The 25,641-nt window shown below is 46.1% G+C and carries 22 protein-coding genes; 8 read left to right on the forward strand and 14 right to left on the reverse strand.

The window, feature by feature from the left end:
- Positions 1-117 precede the first annotated feature (117 nt).
- The 4 genes from NFU07_RS05845 (at position 118) to NFU07_RS05860 (ending at position 3,760) form a co-directional block, all read left to right on the forward strand.
- Positions 118-954, forward strand: a complete 837-nt coding sequence (locus NFU07_RS05845) for an amino acid ABC transporter substrate-binding protein (protein WP_251475766.1) — start codon at positions 118-120, stop codon at positions 952-954.
- On the forward strand, positions 941-1,642 hold the full coding sequence (locus NFU07_RS05850; protein ID WP_251477125.1) for an amino acid ABC transporter permease: 702 nt from the start codon (positions 941-943) through the stop codon (positions 1,640-1,642). Before NFU07_RS05845 ends, NFU07_RS05850 begins: the two co-directional genes overlap by 14 nt.
- A gap of 52 nt (positions 1,643-1,694) precedes the next feature.
- Positions 1,695-2,444 carry an amino acid ABC transporter ATP-binding protein gene (locus NFU07_RS05855; RefSeq protein WP_251475768.1) on the forward strand — a complete coding sequence of 250 codons (750 nt, stop codon included), beginning with the start codon at positions 1,695-1,697 and terminating at the stop codon, positions 2,442-2,444.
- A gap of 122 nt (positions 2,445-2,566) precedes the next feature.
- On the forward strand, positions 2,567-3,760 hold the full coding sequence (locus tag NFU07_RS05860) for a M20 metallopeptidase family protein (RefSeq protein ID WP_251475770.1): 1,194 nt from the start codon (positions 2,567-2,569) through the stop codon (positions 3,758-3,760).
- A 60-nt stretch (positions 3,761-3,820) separates the two neighbouring features.
- Here NFU07_RS05860 and NFU07_RS05865 read toward each other — a convergent pair whose 3' ends face one another.
- From NFU07_RS05865 to NFU07_RS05905, 9 genes are all read right to left on the reverse strand, one after another.
- The gene (locus NFU07_RS05865) at positions 3,821-5,011 is read right to left on the reverse strand and encodes a glycine C-acetyltransferase (protein ID WP_251475772.1); all 1,191 of its coding nucleotides are present in this window, start codon (positions 5,009-5,011) and stop codon (positions 3,821-3,823) included.
- Between the two features lie 114 nt (positions 5,012-5,125).
- Complete coding sequence (locus NFU07_RS05870; protein ID WP_251475774.1) at positions 5,126-7,273, reverse strand: M6 family metallopeptidase; 2,148 nt, start codon at positions 7,271-7,273, stop codon at positions 5,126-5,128.
- Between the two features lie 221 nt (positions 7,274-7,494).
- Positions 7,495-8,628 carry a bifunctional cystathionine gamma-lyase/homocysteine desulfhydrase gene (locus NFU07_RS05875; RefSeq protein ID WP_251475776.1) on the reverse strand — a complete coding sequence of 378 codons (1,134 nt, stop codon included), beginning with the start codon at positions 8,626-8,628 and terminating at the stop codon, positions 7,495-7,497.
- On the reverse strand, positions 8,625-9,560 hold the full coding sequence (locus tag NFU07_RS05880) for a PLP-dependent cysteine synthase family protein (protein WP_251475777.1): 936 nt from the start codon (positions 9,558-9,560) through the stop codon (positions 8,625-8,627). The genes NFU07_RS05875 and NFU07_RS05880 overlap by 4 nt, the downstream gene beginning before the upstream one ends.
- An 11-nt stretch (positions 9,561-9,571) precedes the next feature.
- On the reverse strand, positions 9,572-10,045 hold the full coding sequence (locus NFU07_RS05885) for an S-ribosylhomocysteine lyase (RefSeq protein ID WP_052650615.1): 474 nt from the start codon (positions 10,043-10,045) through the stop codon (positions 9,572-9,574).
- 39 nt (positions 10,046-10,084) lie between these two features.
- A complete protein-coding gene (locus NFU07_RS05890) occupies positions 10,085-10,720 on the reverse strand; it encodes a class I SAM-dependent DNA methyltransferase (protein ID WP_251475780.1) in 636 nt (211 codons plus the stop codon).
- A 100-nt stretch (positions 10,721-10,820) separates the two neighbouring features.
- Complete coding sequence (locus NFU07_RS05895; RefSeq protein WP_235197151.1) at positions 10,821-11,468, reverse strand: YczE/YyaS/YitT family protein; 648 nt, start codon at positions 11,466-11,468, stop codon at positions 10,821-10,823.
- Positions 11,469-11,526: 58 nt separating this feature from the next.
- Complete coding sequence (gene ybaK / locus NFU07_RS05900) at positions 11,527-12,018, reverse strand: Cys-tRNA(Pro) deacylase (protein ID WP_251475783.1); 492 nt, start codon at positions 12,016-12,018, stop codon at positions 11,527-11,529.
- Positions 12,019-12,080: 62 nt separating this feature from the next.
- Positions 12,081-14,240: a DNA topoisomerase III gene (locus NFU07_RS05905; RefSeq protein WP_251475784.1), complete on the reverse strand. Its 2,160-nt coding sequence runs from the start codon at positions 14,238-14,240 to the stop codon at positions 12,081-12,083.
- A gap of 235 nt (positions 14,241-14,475) precedes the next feature.
- Here NFU07_RS05905 and NFU07_RS05910 point away from each other — a divergent pair, with 235 nt between their 5' ends.
- Positions 14,476-15,414 (forward strand): nuclease-related domain-containing protein, encoded by a 939-nt coding sequence (locus tag NFU07_RS05910; RefSeq protein WP_251475787.1) that lies wholly within the window; start codon positions 14,476-14,478, stop codon positions 15,412-15,414.
- Between the two features lie 131 nt (positions 15,415-15,545).
- On the opposite strand, the gene NFU07_RS05915 is transcribed toward NFU07_RS05910, so the two are convergent.
- Together NFU07_RS05915 and NFU07_RS05920 are read right to left on the reverse strand one after the other, a co-directional pair.
- Positions 15,546-16,109 (reverse strand): NADPH-dependent FMN reductase, encoded by a 564-nt coding sequence (locus NFU07_RS05915; protein WP_251475789.1) that lies wholly within the window; start codon positions 16,107-16,109, stop codon positions 15,546-15,548.
- A gap of 105 nt (positions 16,110-16,214) precedes the next feature.
- Positions 16,215-18,077 carry a cation:proton antiporter gene (locus NFU07_RS05920; RefSeq protein ID WP_251475791.1) on the reverse strand — a complete coding sequence of 621 codons (1,863 nt, stop codon included), beginning with the start codon at positions 18,075-18,077 and terminating at the stop codon, positions 16,215-16,217.
- Between the two features lie 151 nt (positions 18,078-18,228).
- On the opposite strand from NFU07_RS05920, the gene NFU07_RS05925 reads away from it, so the two are divergent.
- Both NFU07_RS05925 and abc-f read left to right on the forward strand, forming a co-directional pair.
- Complete coding sequence (locus NFU07_RS05925; protein ID WP_052650608.1) at positions 18,229-18,411, forward strand: SE1832 family protein; 183 nt, start codon at positions 18,229-18,231, stop codon at positions 18,409-18,411.
- 461 nt (positions 18,412-18,872) lie between these two features.
- Positions 18,873-20,438 carry a ribosomal protection-like ABC-F family protein gene (abc-f, locus tag NFU07_RS05930; RefSeq protein WP_251475792.1) on the forward strand — a complete coding sequence of 522 codons (1,566 nt, stop codon included), beginning with the start codon at positions 18,873-18,875 and terminating at the stop codon, positions 20,436-20,438.
- A gap of 81 nt (positions 20,439-20,519) precedes the next feature.
- On the opposite strand, the gene NFU07_RS05935 is transcribed toward abc-f, so the two are convergent.
- The 3 genes from NFU07_RS05935 to NFU07_RS05945 all read right to left on the reverse strand — a co-directional run bounded on the left by NFU07_RS05935 (position 20,520) and on the right by NFU07_RS05945 (position 24,102).
- Entirely contained in the window at positions 20,520-21,980 is a 1,461-nt protein-coding gene (locus NFU07_RS05935) for a phospholipase D family protein (RefSeq protein WP_251475793.1), read from the reverse strand.
- Positions 21,981-22,093: 113 nt separating this feature from the next.
- The gene (locus NFU07_RS05940; RefSeq protein ID WP_052650605.1) at positions 22,094-22,630 is read right to left on the reverse strand and encodes an RNA polymerase sigma factor; all 537 of its coding nucleotides are present in this window, start codon (positions 22,628-22,630) and stop codon (positions 22,094-22,096) included.
- 224 nt (positions 22,631-22,854) lie between these two features.
- Entirely contained in the window at positions 22,855-24,102 is a 1,248-nt protein-coding gene (locus tag NFU07_RS05945; protein ID WP_251475797.1) for a CNNM domain-containing protein, read from the reverse strand.
- A 146-nt stretch (positions 24,103-24,248) separates the two neighbouring features.
- Between NFU07_RS05945 and NFU07_RS05950 the strand changes: the two genes are divergently transcribed.
- A complete protein-coding gene (locus NFU07_RS05950) occupies positions 24,249-25,622 on the forward strand; it encodes a dipeptidase (protein ID WP_397443702.1) in 1,374 nt (457 codons plus the stop codon).
- The last annotated feature ends 19 nt before the right edge of the window (positions 25,623-25,641 follow it).

The following is a 25,641-nucleotide window of genomic DNA, read 5'->3' on the forward strand; positions in this document are numbered from 1 at the left end:
TGCGTTAGTTTCCCTGCTCTTGAAGAGGGGTATATTATGCGAAACAGACTGGGATGCCTTTTGTGGAGAATTTGGAAAGGCCATTAATAAAACATATAGAATGGAGGCATTTATTTTATGAAGAAATTTAGTTTTGCACTATTATTATTGATTGCCGCACTCGTATTGGCAGCATGTGGCGGAGGATCATCTGAAGAAGATCCGACGACAGATGATGCAGCAGGATCTGGCGGTTCTAGCAGCTCGGAAGGAGATTTGCTGGCTGAAGTCCAAGAAGAAGGCAAATTGATCGTAGGGACTGAAGGTACATACCCTCCTTTCACTTTCCATGACGAAACTGGTGAACTGACAGGATTTGATGTTGAAATTGCACGTGAAATCGGGAAGCGCCTAGGCGTTGAAGTCGAATTCCTTGAAACGCAATGGGATGCGATTTTCGCAGGGCTTGATGCAAGCCGTTTTGATATGGTAGCTAACCAGGTCGGCATCAACGAAGAACGCCAAGCAAGCTATGAATTCTCAGATCCTTATATCACTTCTACTGCGGTACTGGTTGTCGCTAAAGGCAACGAGGAGATCAAAAGCTTTGAAGATTTGGAAGGCAAACTTTCTGCGCAATCTTTGACAAGCAACTACGCAGAAACTGCCCGTTCGTACGGAGCTGAAATCGAAGGTGTAGAAGGATTTAACCAAGCGATCGAGCTATTGAACTCTGGCCGCGTTGAAGCGACGGTAAACGATAACTTGACTGTGCTTGATTTCTTGAAACAGCGTCCGGATGCAAACATCGAAATTGTCGATGAAGCAGACGATGCAGCTCAAAGTGCCCTATTGTTCCGTAAAGACAGCGGCGCAATCGTTGAAGAAGCAAATAAAGCCCTTGCTGAAATGATCGAAGACGGCACGTACGATGAAATTTCCGAAAGATGGTTCGGCGAAAATGTACTTGAATAGTATTTTCTCTGACCCTGTCCGGATGGAGCGGCTAATGGACATTTCGCAGACGTCCTGGCTGCCCCTTTTGGAAGGGCTGATCCAGTTTACTGTCCCTTTGTCGATTATTTCTTTTATCATTGGTTTGATATTAGCAGTTTTGACAGCGTTGGCACGTATTTCTACGATCAAAATCCTGCAAGTGATTGCCCGGATCTATGTATCCATCATTCGCGGCACACCTTTGCTTGTTCAATTGTTCATCTTATTCTATGGCCTGCCGTCGCTCGGTGTGACGATTGATCCTTTCCCGGCTGCGGTCATCGGTTTTTCATTGAACGTCGGGGCATACGCATCTGAAGTGATCCGCGCTTCCATCCTTTCTATTCCGAAAGGCCAATGGGAAGCTGCCGATACTATCGGTATGACATATGTACAATCGCTTCGCCGCATTATTTTGCCGCAAGCGGCCCGCGTTTCCGTTCCACCTTTATCCAATACTTTTATTAGTCTAGTGAAAGACACGTCGCTCGCATCACTCATTCTCGTAACTGAAATGTTCCGCATTGCCCAGCAAATCGCTGCGACCAACTACGAATTCCTATTATTGTATGGCCAAGCCGCTCTTATCTATTGGGTCGTCTGTTTCCTTCTATCTGTCGGACAGGGCCGATTGGAAAACCGGTTTGACCGTTACGTTTCACGATGATGAATGCTTACGAAGCGAATAATAAAGCACTGGCTGCAGTGAGGAGCGAAATATGATTACAATAAAGAATTTGCATAAGAAGTTCGGCGACTTGGAGGTTTTGAAAGGCATTGACCTTGAAGTGAAAAAGGGCCAGGCCGTTGTGGTCATCGGCCCTTCCGGATCCGGGAAAACGACTTTCCTGCGCTGCTTGAACATTTTAGAAACACCTACAGCCGGCGCTATTTCCATCGATGAACAATCGGTCGACTTTGCGAAACCGGTTCCGAAGAAAAAAGTGAATGCTTTCCGGAAACAATCCGCGATGGTATTCCAGCACTACAACCTTTTCCCTCATATGACGGCGCTTGAAAATGTCATGGAGGGTCCGGTTACCGTGCAAGGACAAGATAAAGCAACGGCGCGCAAGAAAGCGGAACAATTGCTTGCAAAAGTTGGCCTTGCCGATAAAGTGAACGAATACCCGTTCCAACTATCCGGTGGACAGCAGCAGCGCGTCGGCATCGCCCGTGCGCTCGCACTTGAACCAAAAGTGATGCTCTTTGATGAACCGACTTCAGCACTCGATCCTGAACTTGTAGGTGAAGTGCTGCAAGTTATGAAAGATTTAGCGTCAGAAGGAATGACGATGGTCGTTGTCACCCACGAAATGCGTTTTGCAAAAGGCGTGGCTGATGAAGTCCTGTTCATGGACGGCGGACATATTATCGAACGCGGCAAACCGGAGGATATTTTTGAACATCCAAAAGAAGCCCGTACTCAGCAATTCCTGAATTTGATTCAAAAAACAGATATCATCTAAACCCGCAGCCATTTATGGCGCGGGTTTTCTTTTTGTATTTTTATTCTGTTTTATCGTTTTTTATTCCTTTTGAGGATTTTATTGTATACTGAATCTATCCGCTTTGAAGGAGAGTCGAAAAGATGAAACCGTTAATCTATGAAAAAATCGAGTCACTTTATACAGAAATGGTGGAAACCCGCCGCTATTTGCATATGCATCCTGAGCTTTCCCATCAAGAAGTCCATACACCGGAGTTTATTGCACAGCAATTGGAAAGCATGGGCGTAGAGGTTCGTCTCGGCGTTGGCGGCCGTGGTGTGGTCGGCTACATCCGCGGCAGCTTGCCGGGTAAAACCGTGGCTTTCCGGGCAGATTTCGATGCGTTGCCGATCACCGACCAAAAAGAAGCTGCTTATAAATCGACTGTCCCTGGAGTTATGCACGCCTGCGGCCATGACGGCCATACAGCAGGGCTATTAGGCTTTGCCAAAGCGATGGCTGAATTCAAAGATCAATTGCCGGGCACGATTGTGCTGATCCATCAATTCGGCGAAGAAGTAGCGCCGGGCGGGGCTCAGGCGATGATCGCCGATGGCTGCTTGGAGGGAGTCGATTCCGTTTACGGTGCCCATCTGCAAAGCAAGATGGAAAGCGGCAAAGTCTTTGTGCGTGATGGCTTTTTGCAAGCTTCTGAAGACACGGTGAAAATCATCGTTCGCGGATACGGAACCCATGGTGGAGAACCGCATACTGGCGTGGATCCGATTCTCGCAGCCAGCCATATCATGATCGCTCTGCAATCGATCGTCAGCCGAAATGCCGATCCACTGAAAGAATTGGTGGTGTCTATCGGGAAATTTCATGCAGGCGATGCCGATAATGCCATTCCAAGCGAAGCGGTACTGGAAGGCACAATCCGCGTATTTGATCCGGAACTGCGGAAGATGGCAACGGAGCGGGTAAAAGCGATTGCTGAAAACATAGCGCTGGCCATGGGTGCAGAAGCGGAAGTGACGATTGAAGCCGGCTATATTTCCTTATGGAATCATCCGGAGGCGGCTGAAGTGGTCCGCAGTGCAGCTCGCCAAGCGATTGGCGAAGAACAAGTGATGGAAGCGGACCCAATCATGCCAGTGGAAGATTTCGCTTATTTTACCCAACAACGGCGGGGTGCTTACTTTTTCGTTGGAGCTAAAATGCACGATGAGCGTTTAAGCTTCCCGCATCATCATGAGAACTTCGATTTTGATGAGCGCGCCATGCTTGTTGCGGCAAAAGTGTTTGCGGCCATTTATTTTGAGGAGCAAAATATGGGGATGGAAAGTACTAAGTAAATCCTTAGATTGGAAAATAAAACACGCTCAGCTGCTGCTAGCTGAGCGTGTTTCGCTGTATTATTGAATAACTCCAAGTTCTTTTCCGACGCGCGCATACACTTCGATCGCTTCGTCGAGCATTTCTTTTGTATGGGCCGCTGTCGGCATGTTGCGGACACGTCCTGTGCCTTTTGGAACCGTCGGGAAGACGATGGATTTCGCATAGACGCCTTCTTCAAATAAACGTTTTGAGAACTCTTGTGTGAGCTTCTCGTCGCCAATGATGCAAGGTGTAATCGGTGTTTCAGAATCGCCGATGTTGAATCCTAGCTCTTTCAAGCCTTTTTTCAAGTAATCGCCGTTATCCCAAAGTTTATCGTGCAGTTCTGTCGAATCGATGATCATTTGCAATGCTGAAATGATGGCAGCCACGTCACCAGGAGTGACAGCTGTTGAGAACAAGAACGGGCGGGAACGCACTTTCAGCCAATCGATCAAGTTTTTCTTGCCGGCCACATAACCACCAACAACGCCGACTGCTTTAGATAAAGTACCCATTTGCATATCGATCTCTTTTTCAAGGCCGAAATGCTTCACAGTCCCTTTCCCTTTTCCAGTAACGCCCGATCCATGCGCGTCATCGACGTATGTAATCAAGTCAAATTCTTTTGCGATTTCTACAATTTCCGGAAGCTTCGCGATATCGCCATCCATCGAGAATACACCGTCTGTAATGACCATGACTTTATTGTACAAACCGGATTCTGTCGCTTCTTTCGCTTTCGCGCGAAGGTCTTCCATATCCGAGTGCTTGAATGCGATGATTTTCGCTTTTGACAAACGGCAGCCATCAATGATGGACGCGTGGTTCAACTGGTCGGAAAGAATCGCATCGTTCTTATCCATGACAGCAGAAATCGCTGCCATATTGCAGTTAAATCCGGATTGGTAGGAAATCGCAGCTTCTGTTCCTTTGAACTCAGCAAGCTTCTCTTCCAATTTCACGTGGAGGTCCAATGTTCCGTTGATTGTGCGGACCGCACCAGCACCGACGCCGTACTTGTCGATTGCGTCTTTTGCCACTTGCTTCAAGTCTTCGTTTGTCGCAAGCCCCAAATAGTTATTTGATGATAAGTTGATCAAGTCTTTGCCGCGGACTTTGATGATTGCGCCGTTCGGTCCTTCAACTGGATCGATTTCATTATATAAGCCTTGCTCTTTTAATTCGCCAAGGTTTTGATCTAAAAATGCATCTAATTTTTTTGACAATGTCCTCTTCCTTTCGCAAACGATTTCACTTCCCATCTTACCATAACGGTAATCTTCTCCAAACTGAAAAGAAATTCAGGCAAAAGAAAAAGCGGACCGAGGTCCGCTTTTCACTTATTGATTGCCTTTCCCTTTTCCATTGTTATTGCCTTTGCCTTTGTTCTTTTTGTCTTTTTTGTCTTTCCCTTTTTGGTCTTTATACAATACTTCATAACTGAATTCCTGCGCTTCTTTCTGGCCTTCAGCAGCTGCATAAGACGTGATCATTTTCACATTGCCTTCACGAAGCACTTGCTTCAGATCCAATGCCTGTTGGTTCGTCACATTGTATGGATTCACGTGGAATACGTGCTCTTTCCCGTTTTTCTTCGTCTGGATGAACGTCGTTGTGAAATTCACGTAGTCGCCTTTCAATTGTCCAAGTGACTGGAATGCATCCGTTGAAGAACCGTCATTCGAGAAGTTGCCTAGTTTCACGTCTTTGATGTACCAGCCTGGGTTGTTTGAACCCCAGTCCGTCAAGTTGCGGAATGAAACCAGTACGTCTTTGCCAGCATAAGCTGACAAGTCGAAGCTTTCTGTTGCCCAATCACCGTTCGTGCCTGTAAATCCAGGAACATTTTCTTTGATGGTCGGGTAGCCTTCTTCCACTACATCACTGCGTGTGTTTTCGTTTTCAAGAGATTTCCATGTTTCGCCGTTGTCTGTTGAAACTTGGACCATGCCGAAATCCCATTGTTCTTCAATATCGTAGTAGTGATCGAATGTTAAGGTCGGGTTTGCTGCTGGCACCGTTGCGCCGAAGATCAACGCTTGGTCCGCCTCGTCTCCGTTATTCGGATGCAACACTTGTTTGCCGGATCCTTTAGGATCCGCGACTGTGCTCCATTGCAATGGCAAGAAGTCGACGCCGTCAAATTTCAAACCGCGTACGTCTTTGCCAAAGTTGAATTCTTTAAAATCGCCGCCCCATGCTGGAACTCCCGCTTTTTCATACGTTTTTGCACTTTCAAAATCGATTGTTTTGCCGCGCACTTTCTCGTCCGTGCCAACCGGCAACTCGCGAAGGTCGATGCTGTCAATATCATAGTCGCTGTCGACTTTTGAGCTATCAAGTGTCAATGCTGTCATGAAATCTTGGTAGACTTCAATGAATGTTTTGTTCGTGCCGTAGTCTTTCAACACTTGGTCTACGCTCGCCATGCCTTGTTTTTCGCCGTCGACTGCCAATTCACGGATGAATTCCTGGCCAAATTTATCGTACATATAAAGGGTGAATAAATAAACTTGTCCGTAGTCCGCAATTGTTTCCGGACCGGTTTCAGCTGTTCCGTGTTCATCCCAGCTTACGAGTGAGTTTTCTGGATGATCCAGATAGAAGTTGATGGATCCTTCACTGTGTCCGTAGCCGCCAAGGTATTCAGAGAAAGTGGACATTCCTTCGTTCAACCACGTTTCCTCAGCGCCGTCATTGTCTGCATGGATCAAATGCTGCAATTCGTGGATCGTCGTTCCGAAGAATGTCGACTCTAGGCGTGTTTCCCATGAATTCGTATCGATTGTGATGATATTGCGGTCTGTATAGTTTTCAAGCGTCTGCCAGAAGAAGCCGGCTACGAAGAATGGATACGACGGGTCGTTCCAACCTTCATCTTGTACATTGTCAACGAGCATGATGACTTTGTCTGAGCCTTCGTAATAATCTTCAGGCAATCCGACCATTCCTGGAACTGTCGCATTTGAACCATCAAGCTGATCCGGCATTCCGAAGAATCCAGTCGCTTTCGGATAGATATTGCTGTCGAATTCCGCTTTCAATTTATCTACTTGCGCCTGCGTTACGACATCAGCGGGTTTTGGGTTATCCGGGCCGTAAGCCAAATCATTCGCTACCCAGATTTCCACATTATCGCCTACGCTGCGCAAAGTGAATTCTTTAAACGACAAGTTGCGGTCTAGGAATAATTTAGTTCCTCCGTCGTATGTAAATGGACCATCAGCTGATTCTTCAGCGTCAGAAGCCGCCACATCATTGGCCTGGGCTTTGATTTTTTTATCGGCTTGTTTCATGAACGCTTCATCTTGCGCCATGTCATTTAAGGTTTGGTCGATGTCGACACGGTCCCCGTATCGTTCACTGTTCCATTCCGCTTTTGTCATTGATGTTGTTGCCGCTTCCGTTGGTGCAGCTGCTGCCGGCACCATTAACGACAATGCTAGAGCACTTGCTGAAAGAATGGAAACCCACTTGCTTTTAACCATGTTATTTTTACCCCTCTCAAGTTGTCAGAATTTTATAGCTGAATAAAATAATAACATGCAGACTATTCAGACGAATGAGGTAAATGGTTTATTTCGGATTTCGAAATTTGAGGTATTTATTGCTAATGAAAATTTGGAAAATTATTAAAAAAATTATTTTTTAGTAAATTTTACTCTCATAGACACAAAAAAACCGCCAAATGGCGGTTTTTTATCATGATTTATTTTAAAGCATTCTCAAGATCTTCGATCAAGTCTTCTACATCTTCAATCCCGACGGAAATCCGTACAAGGCCTTCAAGGATCCCAAGCTCACCGCGGCGTTCAACAGGAATCGAAGCATGCGTCATTTGTGCAGGCACTGAAATCAAACTTTCAACAGCACCCAAGCTTTCCGCTAAGGTGAAGTAACGCAATTTCGCCAACAATTCGCCCGCTTTTTCACGGCTGCCGACATCAAATGAAATCATCGCACCGAAACCGGTTGCCTGTTTTTTCATCAATTCGTGTCCCGTGTGATTCGGCAATCCAGGATAGATGACGGCATTGACTGCTTCATGCTGATCCAGGAATTCAGCGATTTTCTGTGCATTCGCTACCGCTTCTTCCATACGGATGCCTAGCGTCTTCAACCCGCGCATCAATAGCCAAGAATCTTGCGGCCCTAAGATGGCGCCTACAGAATTCTGGACAAAATGCATATCCGTCGCTAATTGCTCTGAATTGACCACGACAAGCCCAGCCACGACATCACTGTGTCCACCGATGTATTTTGTCGCACTATGCAAGACAATATCTGCGCCCAATTTCAACGGGTTCTGCAAATAAGGCGTCATAAATGTATTGTCGACAATCGTCAATAAGTTCTTCGATTTTGCATAAGCCGAAACCGCTTCAATATCCGTTACTTTCAACAAAGGATTCGTCGGTGTTTCGATGAAAATCGCTTTCGTATTCGCTTTTACAGCGGCTTCGATCGCTTCCAAATCGCCTGTATCTACAAAAGTGAATTCAAGGCCGAAGCGGTTCAAGACTTTATTGACCACACGGTAAGTTCCGCCGTACACATCATCCGTTAAGATGATGTGATCGCCTGCTGAAAATAACATCATGACAGAAGAAATGGCCGCCATTCCGGAACCGAATGCAAATCCGGCATGTCCATATTCCACGTCTGCAATCAATTCTTCGAGTGCATGGCGCGTCGGGTTTCCTGTACGTGAATATTCATAGCCTTTGAATTTCCCAACGGCTTCCTGCTTGTATGTGCTTACTTGGTAAATCGGTGTGGATACGGCGCCTGTCGCTTCGTCTCCAAAAATGCCGCCATGTATTAATCTTGTTTTCGGTTTCATGAATGATCCTCCTCAAATGTTCTACCATATATATTCTGGCTCATATAACGTTCGCTTGAATCTGCAAAAATCGTGACAATATGGCTTCCTGGTTTAGCTGTCTCGGCTTCTCTCATCGCAGCAACAAATGCTGCACCTGAAGAGCTTCCTACTAATAAACCTTCTTTTCTCGCCAATTCGCCAACAGCAGCAAATGCTTCTTTATCCAAGATGGTGTGGATGGCCTCAAAATGGGAGTGGTCCATATAGGCAGGCAAAAACTCCATGCCGATGCCTTCCGTTAAATGAGGGCCGGATTCCCCGCCATTGATGATCGATCCTTCCGGCTCCACAATCACCGTCTTGATGGTTTCCCGTTTCAACTTCAAAAACCGCGACGTCCCGGCAAATGTTCCGCCAGATCCGGCACCTGCTACAAATACGTCGATTTTGCCATCCAGCGCTTCCCATAATTCGGGGCCGAGTGTCCGGACATAGGTCTCCGGATTCGCTGGATTTGAAAATTGGGATGGGGAAAATGCATCCAGCTCTTTAGCTAATTCATTCGCTTTTGCAATTGCGCCTTTCATCCCAAGTTCAGTTGGTGTGTTGATCACTTCAGCTCCAAGTGCGCGCATCAAGGCCTGTTTTTCCTGGCTGAATTTCTCAGGCACCACAAATTTCACTTGGTAGCCTTTTCCGATTGCAGCAAGCGCCAGGCCGATTCCGGTATTTCCGGCAGTTGGTTCAATCATCGTACCGCCTGGCTTTAAGACACCGCGCCGCTCTGCATCTTCTATCAACGAAACACCCAGGCGGTCTTTTACGCTGCCGCCTGGGTTAAAGAATTCAAGTTTGGCAAAAATCCGGCAGCCATTCGGAATTTCAATATTCGTCAATTCCAGAACCGGTGTGTTCCCGATCAACTGCTGAATGCTCTTTGCAATGTTCATGCCCATTCCCCTTAAACAGTTTCTTCGGCGAACACTTGGCGCCATTCGTCTTTTTTAGCCAGCATTTCACGCGCTAATTCTTTCGCGCCTTCTAAACTATGGCTTGCAGCCCATCCGCATTGGACTTCGTTGCACGCCGGCACTTCGTCAGCTGCAATCACATCCGTCAATGTGTTTTCCAAAATGCGGAGAATGTCTTCGTAATCATCGTGGTTGATAACAGACAGATAAAAGCCGGTCTGGCAGCCCATAGGCCCGATATCGATGATTTGGTCTGAATGGTTGCGGCTATGTTCCGCCATCATATGTTCTAGCGAGTGAAGGCCTGGCATATCCATATGCTCTTTGTTCGGCTGTTTAAAGCGGATATCGTATTTCTTGATCGTATCGCCATTCGCCCCTGTTTTTTCTCCAGCTAAGCGTACATAAGGCGCCACTACTTTTGTATGGTCTAAGTTAAAGCTTTCAACATTCATTTTTTTCAAGTGAATCGTCTCCCTTAGTATAAAAATTTCTTTTCAATCTTACTGTTTTGTCGCGTCAATCAGATACACGTAATTATTGAGCTGCGTAAACTCGACTTCGAATCCTGCTGCTTCGATCAATTCTTTCATCACCGGCAAGGTCGTGTAATATTCTCGGTTTAAATCTTCTACTAGATTAGCATACCCACGCGACTCTTCAAATTCAATCATTTGCTGTTTTGCTTCTTCGGATTTAAAGACGGTATCCGCAAATACCACTTTTCCGCCTGCCGGAAGCTTTTCTGCGTAAAGTTTAAACGCCTGCGCTTTCTCGGTATCGGTCAAGTGATGAAAAGCATACGTACTCGTAAAACTTTTCACGTTAACCGGCTGCTCGAACTCTAAAAAGTCACCGTCAATGATTTTCAATGCCGGAAACTTTTCGGCTGTTGCTTCGCGCATCGCCTGATTCGGCTCAATGCCCACTACTTCAAGCCCGCGGTCCACCATCTTTTGCGTCAAGTTGCCCGTACCTACTCCGAACTCAATTACCGGCTCGATTGCCCGGTCTGCGACTGCTTGCAAAATCTCATTATATTTAACGAAGACATCTTCGTATTCTTTGTCTTTTCCATTTACTGAATCATCATAAGTGTGAACCCATTCATCAAAAATTTCTACGAACTCTCGTCCCATTTCAATTCTCCTTTGGATGGTTTTTCTATAAAACCAATAGACTTACTAGGTTTTATTTATACCATAAAAAGAGCCCGGATTCAACTCTCTGAACCGGGCGCTAAATCTTCAAAACGGGTGGAACGTCGCTTTTTCTTCCAATGATTTTCTTAAGCATTTTTTCAAATAAAGGCAATGCCGCCTGAACGATTTTGCCGGTTAAAAGGGCAACCGCAATCGTCCCGATTCCCACCGGACCGCCAAGCAACCAGCCAGCTACTGCCGCAAACACTTCAATAATGGTCTTTGCCCAGCTGATGCTGATGCCGGTTTTCTCGTTGATGACGAGCATGAGTCCATCACGCGGGCCGGCACCGATTTTCGGGGCTACGTAAATCCCGACGCCATAGCCGGATATGATGATTCCCGCAATCAAGATCAGCACTTGCCCTGTCCACGTCGTGATATCCGGAATCAGGAAGTTGAAGATATCGATAAATGCACCGACCAGCAGCATATTCAAAAAAGCGCCGATTTGCGGCAACTTTTTCGTGAAGAGCATCGTGAACAAAATGATGGCGAGCCCCATGATGACTACCCAACTGCCAATGGTCAAACCGAAGTTAAGATGCAGCCCCACGTGCAGCACATCCCATGGGCTGATGCCTAATTTGTCTGCTTTTAGGACCAGCGTGAAACCGAAAGACATGATGATCAAGCCGACAATAAAAAACAGCCAGCGGTAGAACAGCGAACGCCTCATTTTCATCCTTCTTTCTGCTATGTATTATGAAAAATCCATCCACTCAAGTGAATGGACGGATTTTTCAATTTGCCGCCACAGTGATTGCGGCAAATTTGGCGTTTGTCGCTTTCGCTAGATCGTTGGGTCGAAGCTTTAGCTGCATTCCGACTTTTCCAGCCGATACAATGATTTCAGCCATCTGCTCAGCAGATGCTGAAATAAACGTCGGAAATAGTTTTTTCATGCCGAGCGGCGAGCAGCCGCCACGGATATAGCCGGTCAAACCTTGGAGTTCTTTGACCGCTATCATTTCAATCCTTTTCTCGCCTGCCGCTTTAGCCGCCGCTTTTAAATCCAGCTCTTCCGCAACCGGAATGACAAATACGTAATGCTGCTTGGAACTTCCGACCGTCACCAAGGTTTTATGGACGAGTTCCGCATCTTGGCCAATCTTAGCTGCAACGGATACGCCGTCATTCAACCCGTCGCCAGGTTCGTATTGAAGAATGTCATAGGAAATGCTTTCTTTATCTAATATTCGGGCTGCATTGGTTTTCGCAATTTTCTTCGCCACTCGCACCATCTCTGCCTTTCACTGTTCATTTTCAACAGCATATCATCAAATTCAATCGATTTCTAATCGTTTTGATTTAATAATTTTTTCAGAGCTTCAGCCATCGCAGTGTTTGCCGGCGGCTCTTCTTGTTGTTTTAAGAATTTATTGACGTCTTTCTTATTCGCTTTCGACTGATTGTTATTGCGGCGTTTTTCAAATGCCGACAATTTTTCGCGATGTCCGCATTTGCAGACGAAAATCTTGCCATCGCCTTCCCCTTGCATTTCCAATTTCTTATGGCAATTCGGGCAGCGGGCATTGGTCAGCATCGCCACTTGTTTCTTGTAGCCGCATTCGCGGTCTTGGCAGACATTCATCTTGCCGCGTTTGCCATTGACTTCAAGAAGCGGTTTGCCGCAGTCCGGGCACATCTTGCCAGTGACGTTATCATGCTTGAATTTCTTATCGCTCTTCTTGATATCCGACACGGATTTCTCGGCGAACGCAATCATCTCTTTCATGAACTGCTCTTTTTTCAATTGCCCTTTGGCGATTTTATTGAGCTGCTGCTCCCAATCCGCTGTAAGTTTCGGCGACTTGAGATCTTCCGGAACAAGCTCCAGCAATTGCCGGCCTTTTGATGTGATGGTCAAATCCTTGCCTTTTTTCTCGATCAAGAACGTATTGAACAATTTGTCGATGATGTCCGCACGCGTCGCCACTGTCCCGAGCCCGCCTGTTTCACCGAGTGTCTGGATCAATTCCTTCGACTCGCCGGCCATGAACTGGGACGGATTTTCCATCGCACCAAGCAAAGTTCCTTCATTGAAGAAGGCAGGCGGCTTCGTTTTGCCATCGGTTAAAGCGATGCCTTTAATCGACAGCTTCTTGCCTTTTTCAAATGGCGGCAGCGTGGAATCGCCGTCTTCTTCGTCGTCTTTATAGATGCGTTTCCATCCTTCGTTGCGGATCGTATTGCCTTTCGTCTGGAACGTTTCGCCTCCTGCGGTGATTTTCACCGTCGTCTGGTCGTATTCGTACGCCGGATAGAAGACAGCCAGGAAGCGCTTGACGATCATGTCGTATAATTTATGCTCTTTGTCGGACAAGTTGTGGAGCTGCGGTGTTTCCTCCGTCGGGATAATCGCATGGTGATCGCTGACTTTACTATCATCGATCACGCCTTTTTGCGGAGCCACCGGCGTTTTCAGGATAGTCGCGGCAAGCGCGCGATACGGTCCGACTTGCACCGCTTTGATGCGGTCTTTCAACGTCCCTTTCATATCGGACGTCAAATGCTTCGAGTCTGTCCGCGGATAGGTAACGATTTTGTAGCGCTCGTACAAGCCTTGCAGCGTGTTCAGCGTCTCTTTCGCCGACCAGCTATAGCGCTTGTAGGCTTCTTTTTGAAGTTCGGTCAAGTCGAATAAAGGCGGAGCCGGCTGTTTCTTCGGCGTGACTTTTACGTCAGTAACTGTTCCTTCATGTGTATTTTGAAGTTTGCTGAACAGCTTATCGATTTTTTCTTTATCGAAAGACTGCGTCGAATTGCCGTCCGTCCAAGTGAAGGCAGCATTGTCCGTAATCGCCTGCATGCCGTAATACGGCTTCGGCTGGAAATTGCGGATCTGCTTTTCGCGTTCTGCAATCATCGCAAGCGTCGGCGTCTGCACGCGGCCAGTCGATAATTGCGCATTGTATTTCACGGTCAACGCGCGCGTCGCATTAATGCCGACGACCCAGTCCGCTTCTGAACGGGCAACTGCCGCTTGATATAAGTTTTCGTAAGCTTTGCCGTCTTTCAGATTGTTGAAGCCGTCTTTGATCGCTTTGTCCGTCACGGACGAAATCCACAAGCGCTTGATCGGCTTGCGCGTTTTCGTTTTCTCTAAAATCCAGCGCGCGACAAGCTCCCCTTCACGCCCGGCATCGGTCGCAATGATGACTTCATTGACGTCGCCTCTCGACAGCTGCGCTTTTACAGCGTTGTATTGTTTCATTGACTGTTTGATCGGCACGAGTTTAAACGGATTCGGAATGATCGGCAAGTTCTCCATCTTCCATTCCTTAAAGTCGTTGTCATATTGCTCCGGCTGCGCCTGTGTCACCAAATGGCCAAGCGCCCAAGTCACAATGTATTGCTTGCCTTCCAAATAACCGTTGCCTTTTTGTGAACATCCAAGAACGCGTGCAATATCGCGCGCCACGGATGGCTTTTCTGCTAGTACTACTGATTTCATTTATGGTCACCCTCATTTCTATATGGATTAATTATAACATCTTCCGGATTTGCTGGCTTTTGGCGGGGGTTGAGCATGGTTGACTGGCTATCGGGCGTATTTTTCATTTAACTGAGCGTATTTCAGTCACTACTGTGCGTATTTTATCGACTACTGAGCGTATTTTCAAATCCCATTGATATTCTTCTCTTTAAAAGGTATAGTATGTTCAATTTAAACGAAAGGATTGATGCATTTGCACCCAATCAAACGGTCTCGTCCATACCGGCTGATGTATCAGGAAGCGTTGCTTGCACGGACTTCTCCCATAAACAGGAATTATTTATTAATAAAAGAAAAAGTACGAAGGCGTTCAGCGGGATTCGCTGGCGAGATCCAATTTGACAGAGCCTGTTCCGAATATGCAGCTGACACGCTCTTCAAAGTGGTACCCGACTTCAACAAACAAGGCCATCAAATTGATGGAATCTGTATCTTCCCGTCTTTTATTGTCTTAGTCGAAGTGAAGAATATCCGCGGCCTGATTCAAATGGACGGACAGAAGCGCCAATTTACCCGTACACTTAATGGAATTGTGACTGGTATGGCAAACCCAGACGATCAACTTTATCGGCATGAAAAACTGATGCGCCGCCTAATAGGCGAAAAAATTCCAATAATCGGCATTGCTATTTTCACAAACACTTCTGCCATATTAGAAATAAAAAATATTAAACGGCGAGTCATCCACCTTTCAGGCCTTCCATTCGTCCTTGACGAACTGATTTCCAACTTTCGAAAATCGGATAAAATTGATATTGACTATTATTATGAACAGATTCTTTCCTTGCAACCCCCATTGCAGACTCCTGCACCACCAGCAATTTCCTATCCCCTTTTAGAAGGTGTTTTCTGCACCTATTGTCCAGGCAGCAAAATGAATTACTCTCGCAGCTTTTGGCGCTGTCCAGCTTGTTTGTACAAGACGAAAGATGCTCATCTGGTAGCGCTTCAGGACTATCGCCTGCTCGTAGGTCCCACAATCTCGAATCGGGAATTCCGCAAATTTACCGGCATACAGTCGCGTACAAATGCCTGGACTATTCTTCAAAATTGCAATTTCCAGACTATCGGCAATCAAAAAAGCCTACGCTATGTCATCCCTGAAATGGATCTCCGAAGAAATTTGGAATAGTATTTTCGGTGTTACTGGGCGTATTTGATTGGCAACTGGGCGTATTTTTCATTTAACTGAGCGTATTTCAGCCACTACTGGGCGTATTCATCAAAACAAAAAAACCTCCCGCGGGAGGTTTTTTCTGCAAATTACGGATTATCAATCGTTTCTTTCGAAAGGTTCTTGCTCATTTCTGCATATTCCACGAAAACACGGGCCAGCTCACGCAAGCGGTCGTGAACGTCTTCATTGATAATGGTATTGGTTTCATCAAAATGGCTCGTATGCGTGTAGACGTAGTTCGGCGTAACAAGGCAGCGGAAATAATCAAGAATCGGCTTCAGCTGATTTTCAATAACCAAGTGATGCTGATACGTTCCGCCATTCGCTACGATTGAAACCGGCTTGTAGCGCATCGTCCGCGGATGCAGCATATCGAATGTGTTTTTCAAGACACCGGGAATCGAACCTTGGAAAATCGGCGTCGCAATGATGTAGCCGTCCGCATTTTCGAAGCGATGAACGATTTCCTGCATGTCTTTATTGTATTCGCCGAGCGGCCGGCCATCGACGAACTGGTGCTCATATTCGGCCAGGTTCAAAATCACCAATTCCATTTCCTGATTGAAATCTTGGATATATGTTTTCACCTGTTCTAAAATGGCTCCTGTTTTTCTCCCGATAATGGTGCCGTCCACTAATAAAATCTTCATAAGAAAATCCTCCTTGAATGCGTATCTGCCGAGCAGCTTTGTTATCTTCATCATAGCAAAGACCGTTTCGTTATACGCATCGATAAATCTTACGAAATCCGAATTTCATTCTTTAGACTGAGTTTCACTTTTTAAGCGACTGGTTTCCAGCTTTCCTTGAATCCGATTTTCCTGGTGCGCAGGCGGCGAGAAGCTGACAATCGTGTCGCCGATTTTCGCTTCCATCTTATTTTCATCCGTAAAGAATTCAATTTTCCCTTGCGCCCGCTCGATAAAGAGAGGAATTGTCCCTTCAACCGACTTCTCCTGGAAATCAGCGTAGGTGTATTGCTCCGTCAATTGCGTTTTACGCATTGCATAGCCTTCATCAATTTTCGCTTCGAGTGCATGGATATTCCACTCGGAGCCGAATAAAGTACGGCCGCTGAGCGATGAATGGAAATCAGCAGGATTGCCGATGTGGATCGCCGTCTGGTATAAATTCACGCGCCCTAACTCCGGCACGAAATTATTCACCACCAACGAGTTATAGGAATCGGTATCCGTCGCTACAATCATCGTTTCATAAGGCGTCAAGTCGAGTTCATATTCCGTATGCTCGGATAAAATTTCCCCTACAAAATTCGGAATTCCCAATTGGCGAGCGAGCTGTAAACTGCCCCACGCCGGGTCCATTATCAAAACGTTTTTATTGAGCGTACGCAGAATTTCCGCGAGCCTGATATTAAAGCGGCTGCTGCCGACAATTAAAATACCCGGTTCATCAGATGAAGCAAGGCCCAGTTTCTTTCCTAGCCAGCTGATGCTGAACCCATGCGCCACTACCGTTGAAAACACCAAGGCAAAAGTCAACGCCGTCAAGAGTTCTGCGTCTTCAAATCCCGCTTCAAGCAAAGTGCTGGCAAAATATCCGGATACCGTCAATGCGACGATTCCGCGCGGTGCAATCCAGCCGATCAAAGTTTTCTCCTGATTGGTCAGGTCGGTACCGATTGTAGAAAGCCAAATCGATAAAGGGCGAACCACAAATAGCATGGCCAACACAAAGGCGATGATTTGCCAATTCAAAATCTTGAGAAGCACTTCCAGACTTAATGAAGCAGTCAACATGACAAATATGCTCGAAATCAATAAAACAGAGATATTTTCTTTAAAATGGCGCATTTCATTGATCGACGTAATGTTCATATTCGCCATCATGATCCCCATCGCCGTGACGGCAAGCAACCCTGTTTCATGCATCACCATATCTGAAACGGCAAACACCAGCAGCACCACGGCAAAGACCATCGGCGATTTCAAGAATTCTGGCACTTGCCCTTTCTCGAACATGCGCCCCATTCCCCATCCCGCGAGTAAACCGAGCAAGACAGCGAAGAGCGCCGCCAAGAAGAACAAGCCAAATGCCGCAGCCGATTCTTCGCCCATCGCAAACAGCACAAATTGGAAAGCGAACAAAGCAAGCAACGCCCCAAACGGATCGACGACGATGCCTTCCCATTTCAGGATTGCGGCTGGCCGCGCTTTTAATTTCGCCTGGCGCAGCATAGGCAAAATCACAGTGGGTCCCGTTACGATGAACAAGCCGCCGATTACAAAAGAAACCGCGATCGACAAGCCTGCCAAGTAATGGGCTGCGAGTGATCCCGCAATCCAGGCGATAAACGCTCCGAGCGTGACGATCCGCAGGACCGGTTTGCTAAACGTTTTTATTTCTTTGAAGTTTAAATTCAGGCTCCCCTCAAATAAAATAATGGCCACAGCCAATGAAATGATTGGGTTGAATAAATCACCGAAACTTTCCGATGGCGAAATGATGCCGAAAAACGGCCCTACGACCAAGCCGGCAATGGACATCATCACAATCGCAGGAAGCTGCAATCGCCACGCAATCCATTGCGACAGAACGCCAAGGAAAAGAATCAGCATGAGATCGAATAATAAAGAATCGATGATAGGTACCTCCATGTCTGTAATTTAGGGCTGATTCCATTTCCAGCCCGACTATTTGACCATTATAGAGGGTTTGGCCTGGTATTGAAAAGCGAGAACCGAGCCGTCAGGGATTTAATAATATGGAATTTATGCTATAATAGAAAAAAATCTAAGGGTGAATCGTATGAACAAACAAGAAATCGAGTTTGAGATTGCTGATTTGAAAAGCGATTATGTCCGCCACCAAGGGGATATTGAAAAATTAGAGACCACTGGCCATGCTCGGATGGTCGAGCAAGCAGAAGAACGATTGGAAAAAATGGAACAGCGACTTGCGGAATTAAACAAAAAACTCGCGGAACTCTAGCCCGCGAATTTTTTTTTGGCGTTTCGCCCCAGTTTGTTTAACCTTTCATGGCCTTTATCTTTTTCTTTTGTCCAGTTCCAGCGCCTAGCCCCTCGAGGTCGCTTCAGCCCAATCGCCAATGGCAAAATACGCCATTTTCGATTGAGCCTCCAGCGCTTGTCGGGGCTGAACTTGCTGTCTAGCTGCAGCAGCCAGATTCTCGGGTCATAAGCCACTTCGGCTGTGCGGTTGGAAATACACCGCTTCGCCAAATCGTCTTACGCCCTTCGAATCTAAACGGCCGCTTCCGCTTTTCTATGGCGCTTACACTTTTCTTTTGTCCAGTTCCAGCGCCTAGCCCCTCGAGGTCGCTTCTGCCCAATCGCCAATGGCAAAGTACGCCATTTTCGATTGAGCCTCCAGCGCTTGTCGGGGCTGTCAAGGCGCTTACACTTTTCTTAAATAATGGAGGAATACAATAAATGAGTTTATTAACAGTAGAGAATTTAAGCCACACTTTCGGTGACCGCACGCTTTTCAATGATGTGTCGTTCCGTTTAGTGGAAGGCGAACATGTTGGCCTTGTCGGCGCAAACGGCGTCGGCAAATCGACTTTGATGAATATTTTAACAGGAAAGATCATGTACGATTCCGGCCGCGTTGAATGGCAGCCGAAAACGCATTATGGGTATTTGGATCAGCACACGCAATTGACGCCTGGGCGCACCATCCGTGAAACTTTGCAGGACGCGTTCTTGCCTCTTTATGAAAAAGAAGCGGAATTGAACAATATCGCCATGCAAATGGGCGAAGCAGATCCGGATCGCTTGGAAGAATTATTAGAAGAAATGGCGGAGGTCCAAGATGCCTTGGACGCTGGCGATTTCTATACGCTTGATGTGAAAATCGAAGAGATTGCACGCGGGCTTGGCCTGGATGCCATCGGCCTTGAACGTCCGGTTGAAGCTCTTTCCGGCGGCCAGCGCACGAAATTGCTGCTTGCGAAACTATTGCTTGAAAAACCGAAAGTCCTTTTGCTCGATGAGCCGACCAACTATCTGGATGAAGAGCACATCCAGTGGCTCGTCAATTACTTGAAGAATTACCCGCATGCGTTCTTGTTGATTTCGCATGATACCGAGTTTATGAGCAGTGTCACGGGCGTCATTTTCCATTTGGAATTCTCGCGCCTGTCCCGCTATACCGCTACGTATGAAAAATTCATCGAGCTTGCGGAACTAGCGAAAAAGCAGCATTTGGATGCTTATGAAAGACAAGCAGACATGATCAAGAAAACCGAAACTTTTATCGCGAAAAACAAAGCCCGCGCTTCAACTACCGGCCGTGCTAAATCGCGCCAAAAGCAATTGGACCGGATGGACCGGATTGAAAAACCGGAAATTGCAGCAAAACCGCAATTTTCGTTTAAAGAAACACGGAGCCCGAGCCGTTATGTCGTAGAAGCCGAAGCTTTGACGATCGGCTACGATAAGCCGCTTCTTCCGCCGCTTACCTTCATGATCGAACGCGGAGAAAAAATCGCGCTTGTCGGCATGAACGGCGTCGGTAAATCGACGCTGCTAAAAACGATGCTTGGCAAGATCAAACCGCTCGACGGCAATGTGCTGCGCGGAGAATATTTGACGCCTAGCTATTTTGAGCAGGAAGTCAAAGCGCCTACGCATACGCCGCTGGATGAAATCTGGGCAGCGTATCCAAGTTTGGATCAAGGCCAAGTCCGTGGAGCCCTTGCGCGCACCGGTTTGAAAAACGAACACATTTCCAGATCGATGACGCAACTAAGCGGTGGCGAACAAGCCAAAGTCCGTCTATGCAAATTGATGATGGAAGAAAGCAATTGGCTGATTTTCGATGAGCCGACGAATCACTTGGACATCGATGCCAAAGCTGAATTGAAACGTGCGATGCAAGCTTATAAAGGCACGATCGTACTGGTCAGCCACGAACCTGAATTCTACGAAGGACTTGCAACCAAAGTCTGGAACGTCGAAGAATGGGTCAATGCTGGAAAGCAATCGACTTTATAATAAATCCGGCTCGCAAATTAAAAATCATTTCTTTTAAAGACTAAAAAAGGCTTTTCGCAGATAAATGCGAAAAGCCTTTTTTTAATAGGTCGTCAGCTTGAACAACTTCTGGAATCCATAAATGCCGCGCTGCAGGAATGAAAAAGTATCTTGGTACTCCTCGGTATCCAACGTATAAAGCGCATCTTCATTTTCCCAAAGACGATCAAAATAAGTATTCATATTGTCCGTCAGCTCACTGTCATTCGGTGCAATGATGCGGATATTGTTTTCCAGATTGTAATTATCGAGAGCCCGCTCTGTGTAGTTGGCGGCCCCGCCGGAAATAATTGTTTCTTCCGCCGTTTCAATCATGATGGTTTTTGTATGGAACTGGCCAATCACGGTATTGTACCAGCGGACCTGTACTTGATCATCCGACTCTTCGAGCATTTCATTGACTACGGGACGGTTTGGCAGCCCCGTTTTCTCATTGCCGAATGCGTTCTGGTTCGGGTCCAAGATCAATTGGACTTCCACTCCCCGGTTCGCTGCTTCAGTCAGCGCTTCTACAATATCACTTTCTGCCACATAGAACATCGCTAATCGGATGCGGTCGCCTTTTTTCGCTTTTTCAAAATCTTGGAGCAGCGCATCTAAAATTTTTCCTTCAGTTACATATTGAACTTGGTATTCTCCCTGCTGCTCTTCTGCTTCCACTCTTGGAAGTTCAGGGCCGCCTGACATTTTCGATGCTGCCTCTTCTGATTCCAATATGTCATTCAAAATAGGGCCGCTGACCTTGAATGCCATATTGCCATGGAAGCCGCTCGCATTATGGGGATTAGCAGAACTGATTAATGCTTCTTTTTCCGTAATGATCGCTTTCCGGTGATTGGCTTTGATGTTCATCATCTTCAAATAAGAAGCCAATTTCAGATCCGGGGCATCGCTTGACATGCCATTTGGCAACCAGCCTTTACCGTCCGTATCAAACCATTGGAAAAACGCACGGTAGAATCCGGAATACAACGGAGTTGAATCGCGCAGCTTATCGAGATCCGTCACAACCACCTCTACTCCTGCCTCTTCCAAAGCATCCAGCAATTCGCTGTCATAAGATCCATATCCTTGATTCAGCGGGTCCGTAATAAAATAAATCGGCATCTCGGGAAATGCTTCTTTTTTCTTCAGGAGATGTTCGGTCAAACTATCGGCCACTTCCGGGAAGTCCGTATTTTGATCGTTATAATTATCGAATAGGAAAAAGTCCAAAACGATGAATTCTTCTGCACGGTCAATCATTCCATTGATTTCATCAAAAATCCTTAATTCGTGTTCCATCCCGGTTCCTTTTTTATCTTGCGCATACGAAAGATCATAAAACATCTCTACTTGTTCCACTTCATGCAATTCACTTGTATAGGAAACGCCTGGAGGCAGCGGTTTGTATGTATGCCAAATAATGATGCCAATGTAGATCAACGCGAGAACGCCTGCGGTGGCGTAGACGATTCTTCTGCGCTTGCTCCAATTTCTTGCTCTTCTCTTCAATCGATTCATCTCCTCTGGTCTTATTATAGCAATAAGAACAGAAAAGGAATTTATTAATTAATTGTAAAAAAAAGCCAATCGACGAAATCGATTGGCTTCTAAATTCTTTAGTTAATTCGCTCTTAAGCTGTTTGGACGTATTCCCGTGTGCGTGCGTCTTCTAAAAGCATATCTTTCAGGCGCTGTTTGCCTCGGAACAAACGCGATTTCACCGTTCCGATTGAAACTTTCATCGCTTCAGCTATTTCGATCAATGACAATTGGTGCACATAGAAATACACAATCGTTGTCCGGTAAATGGCGTCCAGCTCTGAAATCTTGCTACGGATCATTACCGATACATCTTGTTGCTCTAGAAGTTCAGGTGCTCCCGCTTCGTCTGTAGGAATCAAATCCAATAAGGAAACGTCAAGCCCTTCCGGCTGCTGCTGGATGTGTTTGCTGCGTCGGACATTCTTGCGGTAACGATCACGGAAAGTATTCATGCAAATCGTAGTCAGCCAAGCTTTTACGTGATCGACTTCCTGAATTGATGATTCATAGCGCACGACCTTCAACCAAACCTCTTGCATCAAATCCTCTGCTTCCGCTTTATTGCGCGTCAGTTTTAAACACAAGTGATAAATGTAGCGATTGTACTCTATATATAAACTTTCCATGATAATTGCCCCCATCCGATTTTTTCTTAATGCGGTCCGTTCGAACCGTTCCGGTTTTCTTGTTACCCTTATTGTGCCTCAAGCCAAGCTTTCACTCTATCGCTCTCACTTTCATTTTGCTTACAAAATTGTAATATTGCCGGAATAATAGCAGAATTCCTTAGTTAACTGAAAAAGGCAAAAAAACGTTCAAAATAAAAAAGCTTTGTCCGGAGACAAAGCTTTTAAGCAAATACTTCTTCTGTTGCATTTTGTTTCGTGATCGTTAATCGCATGATCCGATTGCGATCCATTTCATTGATTTTCACATGAAGGTTTTCATAAGAAAATTCTTCGCCTTCATCCGGCACATGTCCTAGCTGCTGCATAACAAAGCCCGCGATGGTATCGTGGTCATCCGGCACTTCGACTTCGAACATTTCATTTACGTCTTCAATTTCCAAGCGGCCATGGCAAATCAGCTGCGTATCCGTGATTTCAAAAACAAGTTCATCGTCTTCATCATCGGTTTCGTCTTCGATATCCTGGCCAATCATTTCTTCAATAATATCTTCATGGGTCACAATCCCCAATGTCCCGCCGTATTCATCCAAGATAACCGCCATATGTTTTTTCTTCGCAAGCATCATCTTAAACACTTTTTCGACGCTTACAGATTGAACCACAAATAGCGGGTTGTCATCCATTAAATCTCGAAGCGTTAAATTGGGATCCATTGACCATTCAATTAGTTTCTTTGAATAAAACAAGCCTACTACGTTGTCCATGCTTTCTTCGTAGACAGGATAACGGGTGTATGAAGAATCCAAGATTAAATCGCGAACTTCTTCATACGTAGAATCGATTGAAATGCCCACCGTATCGGTACGGTGAGTAGACATTACATCCGAAACGTCTTTATTGGGGAAATCGAGAATCCCTTTAATCCGTTCAGATTCGCCTTCTTCAAAAGTCCCTTCAGTAGACGCAATGTCTACCATTGAGCGCAATTCTTCTTTTGTTAAAGTGGCTTCTTTAACAGTCCCTTTGGAAATGATGCGAATAAAGATATTCGTGAATTGTGAAATTAGCCAAGTTAATGGTCGAAGGACCGCCACTAAAATCGAGATGATTGGGGCTACGATATAGGCCATTTTATCAGCAAAAGTTGCTGCGATGGTTTTCGGCAAAACTTCTCCGAATAGAATCAATACCACTGTTAAAATGGCAGTAGCTATCCCCACTTCCCATCCGCGTGTGATGGCAATAGTCGTCACTAAAGTCGGCAACATGATATTGGCTATATTATTTCCGATTAAAATCGTTGTAATCATTCGGTCCGGCTTCGCAATCAATTTTTGCAGCCTTTGCGATTTTTCATCGCCCTGCTCTGCGCGAAGATGGACCTTCATCCTATTTACTGCTGTTAAAGCCGTTTCGCTTCCTGACAAGAAAAACGACATCATTAAAAAAAATCCTAATGCGATAAACAAATTTAGTTCCTCCAGTGTTTTAAACACAGATTTTACGAGCTCTTTCCGTATCCATAATTATACCATAGCGATTTTCCAAATGTCGAAAACCATATCTCGTATGTTATAATTTTCCCATAATAAAATTAGAAGGATTGAGGGATATTATGAATGCACAAGTGATTGACCAATATTTTAAAGACCATCGTGAAGAACATTTAGAAGAATTGAAAGCATTTTTGCGCATCCCTTCCATTTCATCATTGTCTGAGCACAAAGACGACATCCGCAAAGGCGCTGAATGGCTGAAAGAGGCCATGCTGAAAGCCGGACTTGAAAATGCTGAAGTGTTTGAAACAGAAGGACACCCGGTCGTTTATGCGGACTGGCTCCATGCGGAGGGCAAGCCAACAGTGCTTGTCTATGGCCATTACGATGTCCAGCCTGTCGATCCGCTTAACCTGTGGGAATCCGCTCCATTCGATCCGCAAATCCGTGACAACAAGCTTTTTGCACGCGGTGCCAGCGACGATAAAGGGCAGACTTTTATGCATGTTAAAGCAGTCGAAGCATTGCTTCAATTGAACGGTGAGCTTCCGGTCAACATCAAATTCATCGTTGAAGGCGAAGAGGAAGTCGGCAGCCCGAACTTGCCGCTTTATGTCGAACAAAACAAAGACCAGCTAAAAGCTGATGTCATCGTGATTTCAGATACAGGCATGCAAGGGCCTGGACGTCCAGCTGTATGCTACGGCCTGCGCGGATTAGCCGGGATCCAAATTGATGTCAAAGGGCCAAAAGGAGATTTGCATTCCGGCCTATACGGCGGCGCTGTCCAAAACCCGCTGCACGCTGTGGTGGAAATCCTGCAATCTTTCCGCGATAAAGAAGGTGTCATTCAAGTCGAAGGATTTTACGAAGACGTCTTGCCGGTATCAGATGAAGAACGTGCCGAATTTGCTTCGCTTGAATTTGATTTGGAACACGAGAAAAAAGAAATTGGCATCACAGAAGATTTTGGTGAAAAAGGCTATTCCTTTGTCGAACGCACTTGGATTCGCCCGACTTTGGAGATCAATGGCATCACTGGCGGTTTTTCCGGCGAAGGCATCAAGACCGTATTGCCAGCAGAAGCAAGTGCGAAAATCACATGCCGTCTCGTTCCCAACCAAGACCCTGACGACATCGTCGCTAAATTGCGCGCACATATCGATGCCCATAAACCAGCGGGTGTTACTGTTGAAATCACAGATTTTGATAAAGGGAAACCTTTCTTGACACCATTTGACCACCCTGCGATCCAAGCGGCTGGCCGATCGTATGAAAAGATCTACCAAGTGCCGACTGCCTTTACACGAATGGGCGGTTCCGTGCCGATCGTGGCAGTTTTCGACGAAGTTCTTGAGCTTCCTGTCGTGTTGATGGGCTTCGGTTTAGCATCTGAAAACTTCCATGCGCCAAACGAACATTTCCATTTGGAGAATTTCGATAAGGGACTTCGTGTTATTAGCGATTACCTTTTCGAAGCTGCCAAATTATAAGACGCTGAGCCCCTGCTTT

Origin of the sequence: Planococcus sp. NCCP-2050 (genome assembly GCF_023708025.1) — a bacterium.
GTDB lineage: Bacteria > Bacillota > Bacilli > Bacillales_A > Planococcaceae > Planococcus.

Excerpts from the sequence above, each read along its gene's own strand:
- NFU07_RS05875 (WP_251475776.1), bottom strand. The coding sequence starts at position 8,628 with ATGAAACCGAAAACAAGATTAATACATGGCGGCATTTTTGGAGACGAA.
- NFU07_RS05920 (WP_251475791.1), bottom strand. The coding sequence starts at position 18,077 with ATGGAGGTACCTATCATCGATTCTTTATTATTCGATCTCATGCTGATT.
- NFU07_RS05925 (WP_052650608.1), top strand. The coding sequence starts at position 18,229 with ATGAACAAACAAGAAATCGAGTTTGAGATTGCTGATTTGAAAAGCGAT.
- NFU07_RS05855 (WP_251475768.1), top strand. The coding sequence starts at position 1,695 with ATGATTACAATAAAGAATTTGCATAAGAAGTTCGGCGACTTGGAGGTT.
- NFU07_RS05915 (WP_251475789.1), bottom strand. The coding sequence starts at position 16,109 with ATGAAGATTTTATTAGTGGACGGCACCATTATCGGGAGAAAAACAGGA.
- abc-f (WP_251475792.1), top strand. The coding sequence starts at position 18,873 with ATGAGTTTATTAACAGTAGAGAATTTAAGCCACACTTTCGGTGACCGC.
- NFU07_RS05850 (WP_251477125.1), top strand. The coding sequence starts at position 941 with ATGTACTTGAATAGTATTTTCTCTGACCCTGTCCGGATGGAGCGGCTA.
- NFU07_RS05895 (WP_235197151.1), bottom strand. The coding sequence starts at position 11,468 with ATGAAAATGAGGCGTTCGCTGTTCTACCGCTGGCTGTTTTTTATTGTC.
- NFU07_RS05880 (WP_251475777.1), bottom strand. The coding sequence starts at position 9,560 with ATGAACATTGCAAAGAGCATTCAGCAGTTGATCGGGAACACACCGGTT.
- NFU07_RS05950 (WP_397443702.1), top strand. The coding sequence starts at position 24,249 with ATGAATGCACAAGTGATTGACCAATATTTTAAAGACCATCGTGAAGAA.
- NFU07_RS05940 (WP_052650605.1), bottom strand. The coding sequence starts at position 22,630 with ATGGAAAGTTTATATATAGAGTACAATCGCTACATTTATCACTTGTGT.
- NFU07_RS05860 (WP_251475770.1), top strand. The coding sequence starts at position 2,567 with ATGAAACCGTTAATCTATGAAAAAATCGAGTCACTTTATACAGAAATG.
- NFU07_RS05905 (WP_251475784.1), bottom strand. The coding sequence starts at position 14,240 with ATGAAATCAGTAGTACTAGCAGAAAAGCCATCCGTGGCGCGCGATATT.
- NFU07_RS05890 (WP_251475780.1), bottom strand. The coding sequence starts at position 10,720 with ATGGGACGAGAGTTCGTAGAAATTTTTGATGAATGGGTTCACACTTAT.
- NFU07_RS05870 (WP_251475774.1), bottom strand. The coding sequence starts at position 7,273 with ATGGTTAAAAGCAAGTGGGTTTCCATTCTTTCAGCAAGTGCTCTAGCA.
- NFU07_RS05845 (WP_251475766.1), top strand. The coding sequence starts at position 118 with ATGAAGAAATTTAGTTTTGCACTATTATTATTGATTGCCGCACTCGTA.
- NFU07_RS05935 (WP_251475793.1), bottom strand. The coding sequence starts at position 21,980 with ATGAATCGATTGAAGAGAAGAGCAAGAAATTGGAGCAAGCGCAGAAGA.